27 protein-coding genes are annotated in these 14,698 nt (G+C 41.7%); all 27 read right to left on the reverse strand.

Features of this window, described 5'->3' with window-relative positions:
• Nucleotides 1-9 precede the first annotated feature (9 nt).
• A complete protein-coding gene (locus tag BAE31_RS01255) occupies nucleotides 10-1,044 on the reverse strand; it encodes a DUF3383 family protein (RefSeq protein ID WP_076839226.1) in 1,035 nt (344 codons plus the stop codon).
• A 4-nt stretch (nucleotides 1,045-1,048) separates the two neighbouring features.
• Nucleotides 1,049-1,525, reverse strand: a complete 477-nt coding sequence (locus BAE31_RS01260; RefSeq protein ID WP_083703955.1) for a phage neck terminator protein — start codon at nucleotides 1,523-1,525, stop codon at nucleotides 1,049-1,051.
• Nucleotides 1,518-1,868 (reverse strand): hypothetical protein, encoded by a 351-nt coding sequence (locus tag BAE31_RS01265; RefSeq protein WP_083703956.1) that lies wholly within the window; start codon nucleotides 1,866-1,868, stop codon nucleotides 1,518-1,520. Before BAE31_RS01265 ends, BAE31_RS01260 begins: the two co-directional genes overlap by 8 nt.
• Nucleotides 1,868-2,368: a hypothetical protein gene (locus tag BAE31_RS01270; protein ID WP_076839229.1), complete on the reverse strand. Its 501-nt coding sequence runs from the start codon at nucleotides 2,366-2,368 to the stop codon at nucleotides 1,868-1,870. The genes BAE31_RS01265 and BAE31_RS01270 overlap by 1 nt, the downstream gene beginning before the upstream one ends.
• Before the next feature lie 4 nt (nucleotides 2,369-2,372).
• Nucleotides 2,373-2,708 (reverse strand): phage head-tail connector protein, encoded by a 336-nt coding sequence (locus BAE31_RS01275; protein ID WP_045034742.1) that lies wholly within the window; start codon nucleotides 2,706-2,708, stop codon nucleotides 2,373-2,375.
• Nucleotides 2,708-3,565 carry a phage minor head protein gene (locus BAE31_RS01280; protein ID WP_076839231.1) on the reverse strand — a complete coding sequence of 286 codons (858 nt, stop codon included), beginning with the start codon at nucleotides 3,563-3,565 and terminating at the stop codon, nucleotides 2,708-2,710. Before BAE31_RS01280 ends, BAE31_RS01275 begins: the two co-directional genes overlap by 1 nt.
• Nucleotides 3,566-3,576: 11 nt before the next feature.
• Nucleotides 3,577-3,723, reverse strand: coding sequence for a hypothetical protein (locus tag BAE31_RS19540; RefSeq protein ID WP_170871262.1), 147 nt, complete (start codon nucleotides 3,721-3,723; stop codon nucleotides 3,577-3,579).
• Complete coding sequence (locus BAE31_RS01285) at nucleotides 3,723-4,625, reverse strand: phage major capsid protein (RefSeq protein WP_076839233.1); 903 nt, start codon at nucleotides 4,623-4,625, stop codon at nucleotides 3,723-3,725. Before BAE31_RS01285 ends, BAE31_RS19540 begins: the two co-directional genes overlap by 1 nt.
• 12 nt (nucleotides 4,626-4,637) lie before the next feature.
• Nucleotides 4,638-5,219 (reverse strand): DUF4355 domain-containing protein, encoded by a 582-nt coding sequence (locus BAE31_RS01290; RefSeq protein ID WP_076839235.1) that lies wholly within the window; start codon nucleotides 5,217-5,219, stop codon nucleotides 4,638-4,640.
• A gap of 33 nt (nucleotides 5,220-5,252) precedes the next feature.
• Complete coding sequence (locus tag BAE31_RS01295) at nucleotides 5,253-6,698, reverse strand: phage portal protein (protein ID WP_076839237.1); 1,446 nt, start codon at nucleotides 6,696-6,698, stop codon at nucleotides 5,253-5,255.
• A 4-nt stretch (nucleotides 6,699-6,702) separates the two neighbouring features.
• Entirely contained in the window at nucleotides 6,703-7,905 is a 1,203-nt protein-coding gene (locus tag BAE31_RS01300) for a PBSX family phage terminase large subunit (protein ID WP_076839239.1), read from the reverse strand.
• Complete coding sequence (gene terS / locus BAE31_RS01305) at nucleotides 7,892-8,623, reverse strand: phage terminase small subunit (RefSeq protein WP_076839241.1); 732 nt, start codon at nucleotides 8,621-8,623, stop codon at nucleotides 7,892-7,894. The genes BAE31_RS01300 and terS overlap by 14 nt, the downstream gene beginning before the upstream one ends.
• Before the next feature lie 48 nt (nucleotides 8,624-8,671).
• Nucleotides 8,672-8,839, reverse strand: coding sequence for a hypothetical protein (locus BAE31_RS19545; RefSeq protein WP_165378732.1), 168 nt, complete (start codon nucleotides 8,837-8,839; stop codon nucleotides 8,672-8,674).
• A gap of 123 nt (nucleotides 8,840-8,962) precedes the next feature.
• Complete coding sequence (locus tag BAE31_RS01310) at nucleotides 8,963-9,184, reverse strand: hypothetical protein (RefSeq protein ID WP_076839242.1); 222 nt, start codon at nucleotides 9,182-9,184, stop codon at nucleotides 8,963-8,965.
• 153 nt (nucleotides 9,185-9,337) lie between these two features.
• The gene (locus BAE31_RS01315; RefSeq protein WP_076839244.1) at nucleotides 9,338-9,793 is read right to left on the reverse strand and encodes a hypothetical protein; all 456 of its coding nucleotides are present in this window, start codon (nucleotides 9,791-9,793) and stop codon (nucleotides 9,338-9,340) included.
• 3 nt (nucleotides 9,794-9,796) lie between these two features.
• The gene (locus tag BAE31_RS01320; RefSeq protein WP_076839245.1) at nucleotides 9,797-10,285 is read right to left on the reverse strand and encodes a sigma factor-like helix-turn-helix DNA-binding protein; all 489 of its coding nucleotides are present in this window, start codon (nucleotides 10,283-10,285) and stop codon (nucleotides 9,797-9,799) included.
• A gap of 9 nt (nucleotides 10,286-10,294) precedes the next feature.
• Nucleotides 10,295-10,417, reverse strand: a complete 123-nt coding sequence (locus BAE31_RS19990; RefSeq protein ID WP_255233654.1) for a hypothetical protein — start codon at nucleotides 10,415-10,417, stop codon at nucleotides 10,295-10,297.
• Nucleotides 10,418-10,519: 102 nt separating this feature from the next.
• Complete coding sequence (locus tag BAE31_RS01325) at nucleotides 10,520-10,729, reverse strand: hypothetical protein (RefSeq protein ID WP_076839247.1); 210 nt, start codon at nucleotides 10,727-10,729, stop codon at nucleotides 10,520-10,522.
• Nucleotides 10,726-10,875, reverse strand: a complete 150-nt coding sequence (locus BAE31_RS19550; RefSeq protein ID WP_170871263.1) for a hypothetical protein — start codon at nucleotides 10,873-10,875, stop codon at nucleotides 10,726-10,728. Before BAE31_RS19550 ends, BAE31_RS01325 begins: the two co-directional genes overlap by 4 nt.
• Nucleotides 10,876-10,887: 12 nt before the next feature.
• On the reverse strand, nucleotides 10,888-11,316 hold the full coding sequence (locus tag BAE31_RS01330; protein WP_076839290.1) for a hypothetical protein: 429 nt from the start codon (nucleotides 11,314-11,316) through the stop codon (nucleotides 10,888-10,890).
• A 14-nt stretch (nucleotides 11,317-11,330) separates the two neighbouring features.
• The gene (locus BAE31_RS01335) at nucleotides 11,331-11,597 is read right to left on the reverse strand and encodes a hypothetical protein (RefSeq protein WP_076839249.1); all 267 of its coding nucleotides are present in this window, start codon (nucleotides 11,595-11,597) and stop codon (nucleotides 11,331-11,333) included.
• A 2-nt stretch (nucleotides 11,598-11,599) separates the two neighbouring features.
• Entirely contained in the window at nucleotides 11,600-11,974 is a 375-nt protein-coding gene (locus BAE31_RS19865) for a hypothetical protein (RefSeq protein WP_249895834.1), read from the reverse strand.
• Complete coding sequence (locus BAE31_RS01345) at nucleotides 11,971-12,399, reverse strand: YopX family protein (protein WP_076839251.1); 429 nt, start codon at nucleotides 12,397-12,399, stop codon at nucleotides 11,971-11,973. The genes BAE31_RS19865 and BAE31_RS01345 overlap by 4 nt, the downstream gene beginning before the upstream one ends.
• Nucleotides 12,399-13,049 carry a dUTP diphosphatase gene (locus tag BAE31_RS01350; protein ID WP_076839252.1) on the reverse strand — a complete coding sequence of 217 codons (651 nt, stop codon included), beginning with the start codon at nucleotides 13,047-13,049 and terminating at the stop codon, nucleotides 12,399-12,401. The genes BAE31_RS01345 and BAE31_RS01350 overlap by 1 nt, the downstream gene beginning before the upstream one ends.
• A complete protein-coding gene (locus BAE31_RS01355) occupies nucleotides 13,046-13,498 on the reverse strand; it encodes a hypothetical protein (RefSeq protein ID WP_076839254.1) in 453 nt (150 codons plus the stop codon). Before BAE31_RS01355 ends, BAE31_RS01350 begins: the two co-directional genes overlap by 4 nt.
• A gap of 21 nt (nucleotides 13,499-13,519) precedes the next feature.
• Nucleotides 13,520-14,452 (reverse strand): DNA cytosine methyltransferase, encoded by a 933-nt coding sequence (locus BAE31_RS01360; RefSeq protein WP_076839256.1) that lies wholly within the window; start codon nucleotides 14,450-14,452, stop codon nucleotides 13,520-13,522.
• Nucleotides 14,449-14,697 (reverse strand): hypothetical protein, encoded by a 249-nt coding sequence (locus BAE31_RS01365; protein WP_076839257.1) that lies wholly within the window; start codon nucleotides 14,695-14,697, stop codon nucleotides 14,449-14,451. The genes BAE31_RS01360 and BAE31_RS01365 overlap by 4 nt, the downstream gene beginning before the upstream one ends.
• Nucleotide 14,698: the final 1 nt, after the last annotated feature.

Below are 14,698 nucleotides of genomic sequence, written 5' to 3' on the forward strand. Positions count from 1 at the left end.
GCCCCCCCTTTAAATAATGATTTCTCCTGTGATTTCTGCTGTGTGAACCGCTCCGGCAAGTTCAAATGTAAACGACAACCCGTCATACACACGGTTTTTGCGGTTTTCGTCTGTCATTTCGCTTCGACCTTTCGATTGAACAGAATAGATAGGCTGTCCGTCCTCGTCAGGTGCAATGATGCCGTTTGTGAATGCTGTTTCTAAAACATTGATAATATGTGATTCGAGTAAAGCGAATCCTTCATTTGTATACGGAATTTTATCCGTGGTGCTGAGAGCTGTTTGAATTGATGTTTCGATGTTGAGCTTGACCCAATCTTTGCCATGTAGCACGTCAATAAATTCACCTGAAGCTGTAATACCCTCGCTTGTTTGATTTCGACCAGCTTTAGTGACGAATGCAATAGCACCCGCTTTGTGGATGTTTTCCAATGTATCGACTTTGAAATCTTGTGGTGTGACACCAACAAGACTTTTAAACTTCCATGTAATTGACCCGACAGGTTTGTTAGCGATTGCTCCGATAAGCGCGGCATCCGGTTCCTCATCAACAAGCGGATGATGGAATACAATGGTCCGATCTTTTCCTGTGTATTGCTCAAGCTCTTCAAATGAAGCGACTTTCAAGACAACAAATTTATATGACTTCTCTTCAAAGAATTTAGACGCCTCAAGGCGGTCTTCTGCGTTAACAGCAGCAAGTAATACAAAATGAAAGTCTTTGTCAAAATACTCTTCTAATGCGTTTCTAACGCTGAAAACCTGTTTAGGGTTCTCTGTATCTCCTGTTTCGAATTCATGTCCAAATGAAGCCACAGCGACCTTATTCGGCGCATTGTCACCTTGTGCAAAGATAGCCGCCGCCTTTTTGTAAGTGGCCGTACTTTCTCCGTAATTTTGCTTTAATGATTCCAGCGACCCGTATTCTCGATAAACACTTTCAGTTGCGCTAGTGTTTTTAACCAAGATAAGCGGAATGCCAAGACCTACAAGCGTTGTGGGCTTTAAAATATCAATTTTGACTTTTACGTCTGATAAAGGCATGTAATTACCCTCCTATATTCTCGTTTATGGTGACGGAATCAAAATACTCTGACTCTGCCCCGTTATGTGTTACTCGTATTCTGAACCGTGCATCAAAGCCATGACGACGCTCATTTTCAATAGATAAAAATGTATCTCTGTTACCTGTTCCCTCCGCTTTAATAAACGCGATTCCCTTATCATAAAGAACCTGCTTCGCCTTCATTGTTCTCAAAAGCGTAGCAGTCTGTTGTGTTAAGGAAATCACTTCAATAGCATCATCGGAAATCCACGTGAACGAAAAGAAAATATCTACATCTTCAGTGATCGCATCGCCTTCGATAATTCCCCGATGTTGGGGAATGTATGGTGATGTAACGTTATATGTGCAAAAAGGATAAGCAGGCTGCTTTCCTGTTCCGTTTTCCATAATCACTTTGTGCCCGGTACTATCTCTAATGACACCAATCACCGTGCTTATAATGGATTCGTAATCAATCAAAGCTGCTCACCGCCTTTAAGATGTAACTATTGAAGTCTGCGTAATCCTCGAAAGGATTCATAGATTCAACATGGTATGAGCTTTCCTTGTAAATTACTTTAGATTTCAAAGGGATCTCCACAGATTTGCTAATATACAACTGGCGGTCAAATGTCGTTAATCGGCCACCTGATTGATAGATTAATTGACTAGGTAGAACAACAAGCGCCCCTTTCTGCGTGGTGGTTATGGATTCACCGTCTTGCCAGCGCCCTAGATCATCATAATCTCCAGCACTCTGCACAATAAGATCAAAAGTCACACTATATTTGTCTATGAGTTTCATGAAATTAAACTTGCTCATCACTGCACCTCATAATCAATGGAACCAATTAGCTCACCTGTATCAACAAGCGGATTTGATGACCCTTTTTGTTGAGTGGTAAATGGTTGGTTTGCTGGTGACTTCAGATCCCGGGCGTATTTTTGTATTTTGCCCTTTGTCTCAAGACCGATGGCATTCATTATGCTTCGAGTGCTGATTCCTTTTTGGACAGCTTCAAGCAGAAATCTGTCTAATTTACGGAGTATTTCACGTTCGTTTTCATCCCATCCCGATCTAATAAAAGATCGTTCGGGGATTACAACGTGAGTGGTATCTTTTCGCAAATGCAGACCTTGAGAATGAAGATAAGCACGCATCTTTGGCGTCACTGTGATACGTGTGCCAAATTCATGCACAGCTGCAATCATGGCTTCTTTTCCTGTTCCAAGAACGCCCACTCTTGCTTTTCTCTCACCATTCCCAAGTGCGTTTACCACTTTCGGAATACGGTTTTTGTCTTTGATCTTTATACGCCCCATATCATCACCTCAACGGGCGGAACTTAACTTTCCTGTATTTTCTCCACAACTTATACACAGCTTCATACCGTGTATAATCACTTGTGTATGTCTTGCTCATGCCGCCGATAGATTCGGAGGAAACACCCACCTCGTTCGAGCGGTCAATCTTAATCATCATGGCAATTCCTTTTTTGACTGGTGACGGCAATTCAAGTAACCCCTCTTTGTTTAAAAAGGGGTTGTTGCAATATTCTTGTGCGTATTCAATGCCGTCTTGCAATTCCAGTTTCAACTTTTCATCCTGTGACTCATCATCTAAAGGGATCTCTAAACGGGTTTTCAACTCTATTAAGTCCATTATTCACCCCTCAATCCCACTACTTCATATGTTAGAAAGCAGCGGCAATGTATGTCATTGGCTGCGCTGCCTGATTGTCCGGGCGCAACTGCTGTGACACCATTTCCTAGATCGAATTGTTCATTGACCTTTCTACGCTGACCTTGCAACGCCTTATGATTCGCCTTCCTAGTTTGTCGGACCCGCTCATCATCAACGTTGTTCCATACCTTCTCCATAACTATGCCTTGTTGCTCAAATTCTTCAGCTTTATTGTGCGTGGCTTTTTCTCGCACTCTGTGGGCTTCTGTACGAGCGATAACGGTCGATCTATAGTAGGAGCTATCAAATGCGCTTCTAACTCGTCTAGCAATGTCTGAAAAGCGTTCACGCTCAATAAACCCTCTTTCTATTGCTTCGTTTATGTCCTTTACAATCATTGCACGATGCTTTTCCAATGCTTGCGTTAGCTTGAGTCCAAATACAGCATTCTTTCGAGCCTCTTCTACCAATCTAGGCAAAGATGGTGTGGCGTTTTTCAGCTTTTGATCAATCATTACTTCGACAACGGATGCCATCCAGTCATATGAAAAATCATAGGTATCTTCTAAGAGCCGTATGATTTCCTTTTGAGAGCGGACATCCAGCTTAGACGCCAAAGCAATTATTTGAGATTTCAAGGCTTCTATATCATCGAATTGATTAATGTCAGCATATGAAAGGTCTTCACCTTGATCTAATTTCTCGTACATGTCCGTAAGAGAACTCATAAATTCCTTTGAGGCTTCACGATACAGCTTTTTTAACCTTCTCATGGCCCCTCGCTCTTTAAGGTCCAACGGCTTCAAAAGCTCGTTTAAAAATTTCCCTTTATCCACCGTCATCCCCCTTATTCTTCTACTAGTTCTTCAGGAACTTCCTCTACTTCATCTTGCTTCTCGCCCTTTTTGTCGACTTTATATCCTAAGTCTTTGTAGATGACTTCAAATGCTCTTTCAGTGACATCAAGTGAATGCTTACCTTTTTTAATTTTCATTACTCTCCAGCAGCTCCTTTTGGCGTGATAGCAGCAAATGCATCATCATTAAGAGTCATAAAGCCAACTTGTTGAGTAACTCGTAAAGCCACTAAATCTTGCTCAAATAAGCTAATCGGTTTTCCATCTTTATCAAGAGTACCTTCAAGCGTAGCATCTTCACTAATTTTGTATTCCATTCCTTGTGGGATACCGTATCTAGCCATGGTCCAATCACCAGCAAACAATGAAGCTTTATCGTACTTCCAAGACTTAGAATCAACATATCCGATTGGTAGACCCAAGGCATCAGGTGTGGCACCGCCCTTTGGATCATTAAAAATCGGCAAGCCATTTTCATCTTTTGCACCACGCAATTTTTGTTTAAAACGACGAGTTGTTGTAAAACCATTTGCGTCTTTATCAGCTTCTTCTAAAAGCGCCATTACAGCGTTTAACTCGTCATACAGGCCTCCCAAAGAATCTAATTCAATTTTATTCCCTTTAGATTCAATTCTCTCCATGACGGATACACCTGTACCAAATGGAGAGCCAATGCCAAACAAAGCAGCTTGGTCAAATTTAATTGCGAAAGCTTCTGCAATTGCTGGTTGCATTTCTGCAAAGAAGTCCGGCACAGAATAACGTAAAAATTCCTTTGAAACAGGAATAATAACGCCTAGTTTTTTAGAAACCATCTCCGCTTTCAACCATTTCGCGCCATCCGTTTTAATTCTTTCGCCTTCACCAACCCAGTAAGCCCCAGGTCCAGAAGCTAAATAAGTAAACTCCTTTTTAGGCTTAGTCATTTCTTCATATTGAGCCAGCTGTGTCACTGCTGATTGTGTCATAAAGTCTTTTAATACTAATGTTCCCGTTTCTGTAGGAACCGACCCTGTCTTTGCATCTTGTAGCATTACCATAATTATTTCCCCCTATTTTCTAATGTTTGCTTCTTGAGCAAGTGTTCTAATATCAATGTTTCCAGTAGAATTACCTGCTCCGTTTCCTCTTTCAATTTCACGGCCTGATTCTTTGAATTTCACATCTACAGCAGCTTGCACGGCAGCATTGAATGATTCTTCAAGCTTGCTTAGATTTTCTAGCGTAGAATCTTCGTTTTCTCCAATAAAAAAGTCAATAACGTCCTTTGGCAACTTCTTTTCATCAGCTGCTTTAAGAGCTTTATTGACTAAAGTTTCTCTATTTCGTGCCGCTTTTTCTGCTTCAATTTCTTTTCTGAGCTTTTCTACTTCAATTTGTTCAGGCGTTTTAGAAGGATTCCTTTTTGAAACCTCTTCCTCTACGATTTTTTCAAGGTTGTTATCTTTCCAAGTCGCTAGACCTTTAGTGAAGTGTTGGTCCAAGCGTGGCTGCAAGAGCTTCTTTCCTTCTTCTGTTTCTAGGAATCCTTTCACCTTGTCTGCTGACACGGCTGATAGTTCCCCTACAAACGCTTTTACTTCTTCATTCTCTTTATTTTGTTCAAGAAACTGCTTAATTTCTTCAATGTTCATTATTCTTCATCCTCCAAGCCATGTAGTACGAGCCTACACGTCTAAGTTTTCCGTCTTTTCACGACTTCCGGCAGGTCGTTTGTCTAGTTCTTCATCTTCGTCAAAGCTGTATATTGAATCTAATTTCGCTTCAATCATTCTTTCCAGTTCATATTGAACATCGTCAACAAATGTAAGAAGTGACAGCCTTGTTTCTTCGCTTACCAGGCCTTTGAGTTTAGCTGTGGTTTCAGCTTCTTCAACGATATTCGCAGGAAGATTTCGCGTGAAAGTGAACCACACTTTCAGGTAATCATCGTTACTAATAGCAGCGTTTTTTCTTGACCACGCTGAACACAACAACTTGTATTGGTACCTCAAAGCAGCAGTCATTTTCCGCTCCATAGTGATACATTTGTTTTCTAATGCCATAAGCTTGTACCGCATTGCAACGCCTGTTAAATTGCCGCCAAACGCTTCATCTGAGAAGTTAACCGACTTAGAGAAACGCATAATGTTTTCCTCTAAACGATTCAAGTGATTTTCAATCATTGTGTCGTTTATATCTTTTGTCAGGAACTTCACGTCATCGTTGTCACCAAACAGCTCAAAGACCCCATGTTTCTTTAGCTTCTCAAGCGTTTCCTCGTCAGCACCAGCACCTTTAAAGATCATGTAAGCAAGTCGCAACTGCTCAATCTCATTTGAGGCGTCTGACAGCGTTCGATCATAAGCATCAATTAGAGAAAGGACCTTTTCAGCATCACCCATAAACTCATCATTGTTTGGCAAACCGAATAAAGGACAGTGGTCGAATAGATGTTTATTAACTTCGATTTCTGTCCATCCATTCTCATTCTTCTCGAAATAATGAACGTGAGATGAGTCATAAAACTCCGCCTTTTCACGTTTGATCTGCTTTCCATCTACCCAGGTTGTCACCTCATAATATCGAAGAGCAAATTCAGGTTCAGTTATGTCATTGCCGCTACCAATAATGACCGCTTCCCACGGATCAATATTCACGGTCCTAACTTCTCCCGCTGTGTCAACATAAGCCAACCGAGCGGCATACCCACAGATGGCCGCTTTCTTACCCAGTTCACTATCAGCATCCTCGATAGTATTTAGCAGATTAAATCTATTGATCACTTCGACTAAAGCCCCTGATTCACTTACTTGGTTTTTATCCACCTCATAAGTGATTGGATGACCAAACATGTAACCCACTTTTGTATCAACAATCTCACTATCAAAGCCATTGTTTAATCGGTTATTAACTCGATCATCTATTCTGAGGATCGCTCCTGTTTCAAAGTCCTCTTGATGCTCAAGTGTAAAAGCATCCCTTTGGAGAATTGGCACGCCCTCAATGGCCGCTTTGTATCTCTCGTACTGATTGATCATTTTATCTCGCTGTTCTTTATGAGAATTTATAATCGCATCAATGACTTTGCTGTTAATATCGTTTTCTCTTAAATACTGTACAAATTCATTCATTTGCTCACCTCGCTCCTTTACGCCTCATCGGTTTATTATGTGTATAAAGGGCATAACGCACTGAATCAAGCACATCATCCCATTCTTTAACTGGATCACCCGTCTTTTGATTCCACACATACATGAATATTTCTTGTTTGAAGCGCTCTACTTTGTCTTCAACAACAAAAAGCCTGTTCTTCTTGAACAAGCCTGCCACCTCTTCTATACCAGACACCACAGCCTTATCAGCATTCAAGGCTCTTAACCTCTCACGCCTGAATCTAACAACATGTTCTGGTCGAGCGGTATCGCAATAAAAATTCATGCTGCCGTAACGCTCTTTTATATCTTTCGCCACTTTGACCCAATAATCTATTTCTTCATGCTGCGCTGCATGCTCTTCCAAGAGATAATAATTTTGTTTATCATCCTCTCCAATAACGACGATGGAACCAAAATGCTCATACCCCCAGTCAACGCCAGCGAAGTATTTTACAAAGTTGACGTTCTCTAATTGATCTGACTTGATGTAATGTACATCTTTGTTGAAATCTTTGTATATCACGCCTTCTGGCGCAACCCAATACCCATGAATATCCCTGTCCGTAAACATGCCGCTCGGTGTCGATGCCACTATACTTTCAACATATTCAGGATCAAGAAAGTTATTATCAAACAAAGAAAAATGAAAAGCCCTGATGTTAAGGCGGCCACTCTTTAATCTTTGCCCGTCTTTGTCGATGTAATCCTTTTTTACGGTGTGCATTGGGTTTTCAGGGTTTGTATCCATCAAAACCATTGCGCCTTTGTACGAACAACGGGATATAACTTCCTTCACGAATGAATCATGAAGAGCGGTTGCTTCGTTTAAAAATGCGCCAGCTGATGTAAAACCCCTAGCTTTTTTCCAAGCATCCACATTGGCACCATCGAAACAATAGACCCGGTTGCCGAATATCTCAATGGCATTTGCTTTGTCTAGTTTAAGCTCTTTCTCTAATATCAATTCAAGGTCATTCAATACGTTACGCTTGATGGCTGCTTGAGTAGCACCACCGATGATAAATGAAAGACCCTTGTTTTGATATTTGCTAATGTGAGCAAGGAACGCTAAAAGGAGCACGAATGTTTTCCCTGCTCTCTTTGCTCCGCTACACAAAAGGATTTTAGGACGTTCTTTTACGAAGCTGTCCCATACCTCTTTTTGCTTTTTATTCAATTCCATGTTCATTCACCATCTTTTGAAGCATTGAAGCAATTTTGTTTTCTCCACTGCCTTCACTACCGCCATCAATGGCTTTCTTAGTCTTCTCAATGTTCAAGCGCATCTGCTCCAGTTTAAGCCGTCTTTCGTCTGTCTCATGGGCAATGTTGTCAAACTGCTTTATTAAGCCCCTAAGCTCAGACATCGCCCTAGATTGAGCGTTTAGGAATGTAGCATGACGATCCCAAGCAAACTGAAATTCGTATTCTTCTTCTTCGATGTCAGCTGAATCTGAAACGACTGATTTTTTCTTTTTCAACTCTTTGATCATTTCATCTTTGCTTTCAACGAACATGATCTTTTGTGCTCTTACAATAGCTGTGAACTGAATTTGTATTTGTTCCCACAGCAGGTCAACAGTTGAAAACTCTTGAATGTCCTGCATGATCTCAAACGCTTCTGCTGGCATGTGCTTTGAGTAAAAGCCATGCGTCTTTGCGTTTTGGTTTCGTATTGGTGCTGCTCCCCCGCTATTACCTAACGCATTAACGTTACCGGGTTGACCACCCTTTTTTGTGTGCACACTTTTTCTTTTGGGTGCACCCTTTTTTCTTTCCCAACCATGCCGCTTTTTCCATGACTTTATGGTGTTGATCGACACCCCGTATTTCTCGGCAAGGTCCTTGTATTTCATACCTTTGACGTAATCTTTCTCCGCCTGAATGTGCTTGGATTCCATTTACATTCACCTGCCGCCTCCTTCTGATTCGTGTTTGTTTCGGGATCTTTATTTCTTCACTTGGTGCTTGATGAGGTTGTTGTACTCTTCAAACCACTCAAGAGGAATTTCTGACCTTGCTGATATTCTTCGTTCAATAGCTGCTGCTATATCTTCTGTTCTACGTTCATCATGTAGCCACTTAGGAATAACACCTAAAGGCGGTTCCGTTGTCATATCATCCACTCCTTTAATTTGTTCGCTCTAAACTGCCGCCGCACTCTACCTTTAAGCCGATGCTTGGTGTAAAGAATTATCGGAAGCAGTTTACAGGGAACAAAAAAAGCACCCCGCAGGATGCTATTTCAATAGTTCTATTAATTTATCTCTTTTTTCTCTGTCAAGCATATGGTTAGTTTGAAGCCATGCTCGCATTAATATATACATGCCGTCAGTGTTTACACCGATTCTTTTTTCGTCACCTTGTTTATTAAGAATATCCACGTTCCCATTATCCTGTAATATTGTAAAAAAAGGTTTTTCTGCTTTATTGTGATTACTCAAGTGGTTTTTGTTCCACATTTTATCCCCTCCCGCCTTTATATCGGCAGAAAGTAAGCATATGGAACTATTCGCGAAATTTGTCGAACGAATCCCAAGCTCGCAAGAGCAAGTGAAAATATATTAAATTGTGGTGACGCGGGAAAATTATGCCTCCCCGTCCTGCCTTCCATTTTACACTACGGATTTTTCGTCTTTCAACAAGTGCACAAAGTGGCAATATTGGCATAATTGGTCGATGATATTATCTTTCATTTGCCGGACCTTCTCACGAGACAGTCCCAAGTGAAGTCCGATAGCTCGATAGCTCATCCCTTCCATCATGCAGTCATAAACCACTTTGTTTTTCTCTCCTTCGATTTTGCTTGCTGCTGCCTCTATCGCATATACACGTTCTTCATATTTCCGAAGACGTTTAAATAATCTTTCTTCCCTCATATCCATATCACGCAATTCAGCTTGGCTTTTCCCTTTGCTCCCCTTTGGAAGAGTTGCCTCGATACCGTATTGCGCCACACCCCAACTTCGCATAGGGATGTCAGTGCCATATAAAACACGTTGGAGCCGTTGAACCTCTTTTGCCATCCAGTGATAATTGTGAATGAGTCCTTCAATCTCTTTTTTGTTCATGGTTCATGCTCCCTTCGATCGTATTAAATCTAGTTGAATAGCAATCTTTTTCTTTGCTCGTTCTATGTTTTTTTGCACGGTGCCTTTGCTAACTCCCGTGAGACTTGCAATTTTGCCTAGTGAATTGCCGTCAGCAACATGTGAGAGATACATTTCCTTTTGCTTTTGTGTAAGGGTAGATAAGGCGTACTCGATCAGCCTTTTATCTTCATCACTCACTGTGCGTGGTGACTCTTTCGGGAATTTGTATTGATTCGCTAAAGCCTCAAGCACTTCCGGTGAAGCAAACACAGTACGTTGATAAACGGATCTTCGGTCAATCGCTCGTTTTGCTTCTGGCTGCCTACCAGTGGACAACCATTTCACCACGTACTCAAGATCATTTATCATCGCACTGAAAATCTTGCGGCTTGGATCTGTTTCGTCCAGCTGCTCATAACTTCTTTTTGTATCTTTCAACGCTCGTTTATACTCAAGAATCAATTCGTTCATGGCTTCCTCCTATTTACGCTTGTAAGCCCCGCCTTTGGCTCTTTTCAGTCTTTGCATGTTTTGCCCCATCAACTCTCTTAAATCTCTGTCAGTGAGCTTCTGCGGCTGTTTTTTTGGTTTCTCCTTCTTCATGTTCATCCTCCGTTCAGACAAAAAGAAAACGGACACCAACCAGCACCCTTAAAAGGTGTTGATCAGTGTCCGCAGGCTCTCCGTCTTGGACTTGTTTAGTTTTTAAGCCATTGCCTTAATATGAAGATCAGTGATCCATTGCATTAATCCTTCAAAGGTTGGATCACGTTTTTCAAGATGGCAGTTAATCATATACATTTTCAGATTCTCGCCTACATCAGCAAGCCAATCTAATCCAAATTTTTCTGCATAAGCATTCTGTTCATAGTCTTCTAACATAGAAGCCATTTTCTTTGCAGTCATTTTCGTCATTCCGCTACCTCCAATTCTGATAAAGCAGCATTAACCTTTGCTAAAATCCATTTTTCTGTTTCCGTTAACTTATGGCCGTGCATTTTTGTGTGTAGAATGTTGTCCTTGATGACCGCTAGTTCTGATCTATCAAATTTGATTATCATTTTCGCTCTCCCTTATCTGATATTGAATTTAACGGATTCAAAAGTTCCGATGTATTTTTTCTTTGCTGAATCAGTGTAGCAGTCCAGCTGGATCACGTATGTTCCTCTGCCGGTACGTTTGCGGATTTCTTTAACACTAAACGACTTTAGAGGCGTGGACGCTTTGAATCTGCCCCTTTGCACTAGATTAGTATCAGTTAATCCACCATTGGATCTCTTTTTGTAAACTCCAGCGGTGTAATAAAGCGTGCTCGATCCTTTCTTTTCCGCTCTCCAGTCGACAGTGGAGGCATCCTTATAGTAATTGGTATCATCCGTAAAGACTCGCGCTTGATGACCATATCCGCCTCTTTGCCAGTTAGACCAATCAGCTTTCGCAAATGGTGCATATAAAAGTTGTGTCACCAGAATAATAGCTAATATAATTAATAGATGAGCCATAGTTTTCCCCTTCCTCATAGCAAGCTCCCGTCAATGACCAGTACCATTTCTTCTTCGTTTGTTAAATGCTCAAGCACTTCTTTGACCGGGATCACATTGTTGTCCTCCCCATTTACTCGGCTGTATATGATTGTTGCATATGCTTCTGTAACTTCGGTTATTTCTTCTGATAATCCGCCATCATCATCAGCTACAACATCAGTATAGATTGTCATAGCATTTTCATCGTTTTTCGCTTTGATCAGTGCGTAATACGGCTCGTTTACCTCGTAAAATTTCATCTTCATTCACCCTCCGTTTTCAATTTAAAACCCGCTGTCAATGCGTCTTGATAAACAAGGCTTGCGCTCAATGCGTGGTGATTTCTAGCATCTGCGCTACTGCTCCACCCATCATAAAAACCTGCCATTGCTTCGTATTTTTGTGAGATATGATGATCATAACGAGCTTGGAAAGCCTGTTCTTGTTCCTTTAGCAACTGAATTGCCGTTTCAAGGTATGTTGCCAGATCCAACGTTTCTTCAAGTCCGTGCTGTAACCATCCTTTTAAGTCGTGGGAAGAGGTTTTGACAAAAACACCGTACTTTTGCAAGCCCTTTTCCTGCTGCTTATGCAATTTCTCTATGACTGAATAGATAATCGGGTTATTTTCGTTCATCGTGCTTCCTCCTTTAGAAGATAGGGATTTTGATAGATGTTTCCGACAACCTCAATCGCATGATTAGCAGCAAATACTTTCACGTAGTCTTGATATTTCGTGTATTGATGACGCGCTCCATTAAATATTGGTAAACCACTTTGAAACTTGACTTCAAAACAACCATCGTTAAACTGTACTTCTCCTAAAGATGCAAACCCTGATTCATTTGTTAAACGGACATTATCCCCTTCATAAATCTCAACGCCGTTCTTATCTCTCAATCCAGTGAACTGCATTATGTGGCTGTCTGGAAAGTAATTAAATTGATCGCTAGCCTCGGCATAGTTTGGAATGGAATAAGGAATACCTTCTGGTGTCAGACCTACTTCACAGACCATTTCTTGAGCATTGTCATCCCAAACACGGAATTTAATCTCTCGCATCAGTATCCCTCCTGCTGTCGCTTATGATTGACGGCGTTCTTGTCCATGTACGCTTTTTCTATTTGTTCAGGTGTGAAGCCAAAGCCAACGATTCCAATTGCCAAGAACAATCCCCAAGCTATATGGAAGTGTTGTTTTTTACTTTCTTCATCCTTGAGCATTCGAGAATTCAATAAGCTCCATTGCATCTCCACGAAAACTCCTGAAAGCCCTCCGTCAAATCCTGCTTCTTTGAAATCCTCAATCGCTTCTTCTAATACTTTTAACTCTTCTTTCCATCCCTTTTTAATCGCAATTGATAAGAAGAAGTGCAGGCAGTCCACATATTCTTCAAGTAATCTATCACCAACGTACACTTCTTCGTGGTCTTCGCATTTTGGGCATGGTAGCGATAATTTTTCACCCTCATGTATCACTTCATATCTTCCTGGTTGGTCTACGCATACATCACAATCTATATAACCTGTCCGATTCGGTTCTTGATTTTCACTCCAATGCTTGAACCAGCGCCCTTCGTTCGCAAACTCGCCTAGTTCTGTGATGAGTGCAACATATGTGTTAGGCAGCAGGTCTTGACCTTCCAGCCCTTTTTCTCGGATGATGCGGTTGTCTAATTCCGCCTGCATTTGAAACATTTTTTGTAGGTTCATTCCGCTATCTCCTTTCTGAAACTTTCTCTTAAACTGTATGTCTGCCATTCTCTGAAACTGTATGGGTAGTCCACAGTTTTAATAAATCCGATTTCTTTTGCTTTTTCTCTTATTTTTTTGCAACCCTCTTCGCTATATGCCCATATTTCTTTGTAATCTCTGAGAGCACCATATCGACTCGTGATGATAAATTCCCTAAACCTGTTGACCAGCTCCCACATGTTCCCTCCATGTGAAAATCCTTTTGCTGGACCGTGCCCTAATTCATATGGATAGACCCATTCCCCTGTGCGATCGTCTACAAAGAATAATTTTCCTCGTTTTCCAAATATAAAGCAGGCAACCGAATCTTTTGATTTGCAATAAAAAGTCCTCCTATCAGTGCTTGCTATGAGCTTGATAAGCTCGTTAATATCATTTATACGTTTAAGCTGTTCAGGTTTTGGCATTTTCCGTTTCCTCCTAAGCCGCTAGGCTCTATTTGATATATCAACAATCGCTTTAAAGATTGGGTAAATTTGTTGTGGTACAACGGCGTTTCCTAATCCTTTAATTCTGTCCACCCGATTGGGAACCCCATGAGCCACTCTACCCACATCGGGTTCAGCTGCCCACCATTGCCCGCCGTCATTTGTTTTCTCTCGGTTTCTGTAATCACGCCTTTTGTTTGAAGGTCGATCATTGTCTGAAATGAACCTGTCCCTCCGCACATCCCCTTCGTTCTTGGCGTGGGCCACATTATAGCTTTGGTCATTGTCGGTGTCGGAAAGAACTGAACATATCTCCCCAGACCTATTGATCCGTCCGTTCCGTTTTGTGTCACCTTTCTCAAGTTGCCGTCCGATGTCACTCGAAATGAATCGTTTTTCCCGATTATTCCTCCCGTTGTTCCGTCCGAAGCTGTCGGCGTGGGCAACAACGAAGGTTCGCATTCTTTCATGCGGGGCTTCGACGGCGACAGCCGGTATAAGGAACGTTTGGACTTTGTAACCTGCACTTTCCAAGTCAAGTACCGTGCGGTCGAGTTCCATGTTTGCGAAGTTAGCAACGTTTTCACCAACAACCCAAGTGGGTCTGAGTTCTTTGATGATCCTAAACATTTCTGGCCAGAGGTCGCGGTCATCTTCCGTGCCTCTTCGCTTCCCGGCAATACTGTAAGGCTGGCAAGGGAATCCTCCTGAAATAATGTCAATTGTTCCATTAGGTTCAATCACTCCTTCATCTTCTAAAAGTTGTCTATTCAAGGTGCGTACATCATCAAAGACAGGAACGTTAGGGAAGTTTTGATTCAGCAGTTTTTGACAGTAGGGTTCACGCTCACAGAAGGCTACAGTTTCGATACCCGCCCATTCTGCAGCAAGCGCAATTCCTCCTATACCTGCGAATAGCTCGATGCTTTTCATTGCATCAACCCAGCGACAAATATAATTCCGACAAAAAACAGCAGTGTGAAGATCACAGGTCCGTTTGATTCCCTTTTAGCCATGACCACGTTACCTTCTATCACGAGATCATCGTTTTTGCGTACCAGCATCGGTACCACATAGTTGGGCACTCTAATTTCAGCAGCTGCATCATCAATCGTCATCGCTTTGTTTTTGCAGGCTTTGACCGCCTGCGACAGTTCAACGTGTTTTGGTAGACTCATA

The organism is Bacillus sp. I-2 (genome assembly GCF_001974945.1).
Lineage (GTDB): Bacteria > Bacillota > Bacilli > Bacillales > Bacillaceae > Bacillus > Bacillus safensis.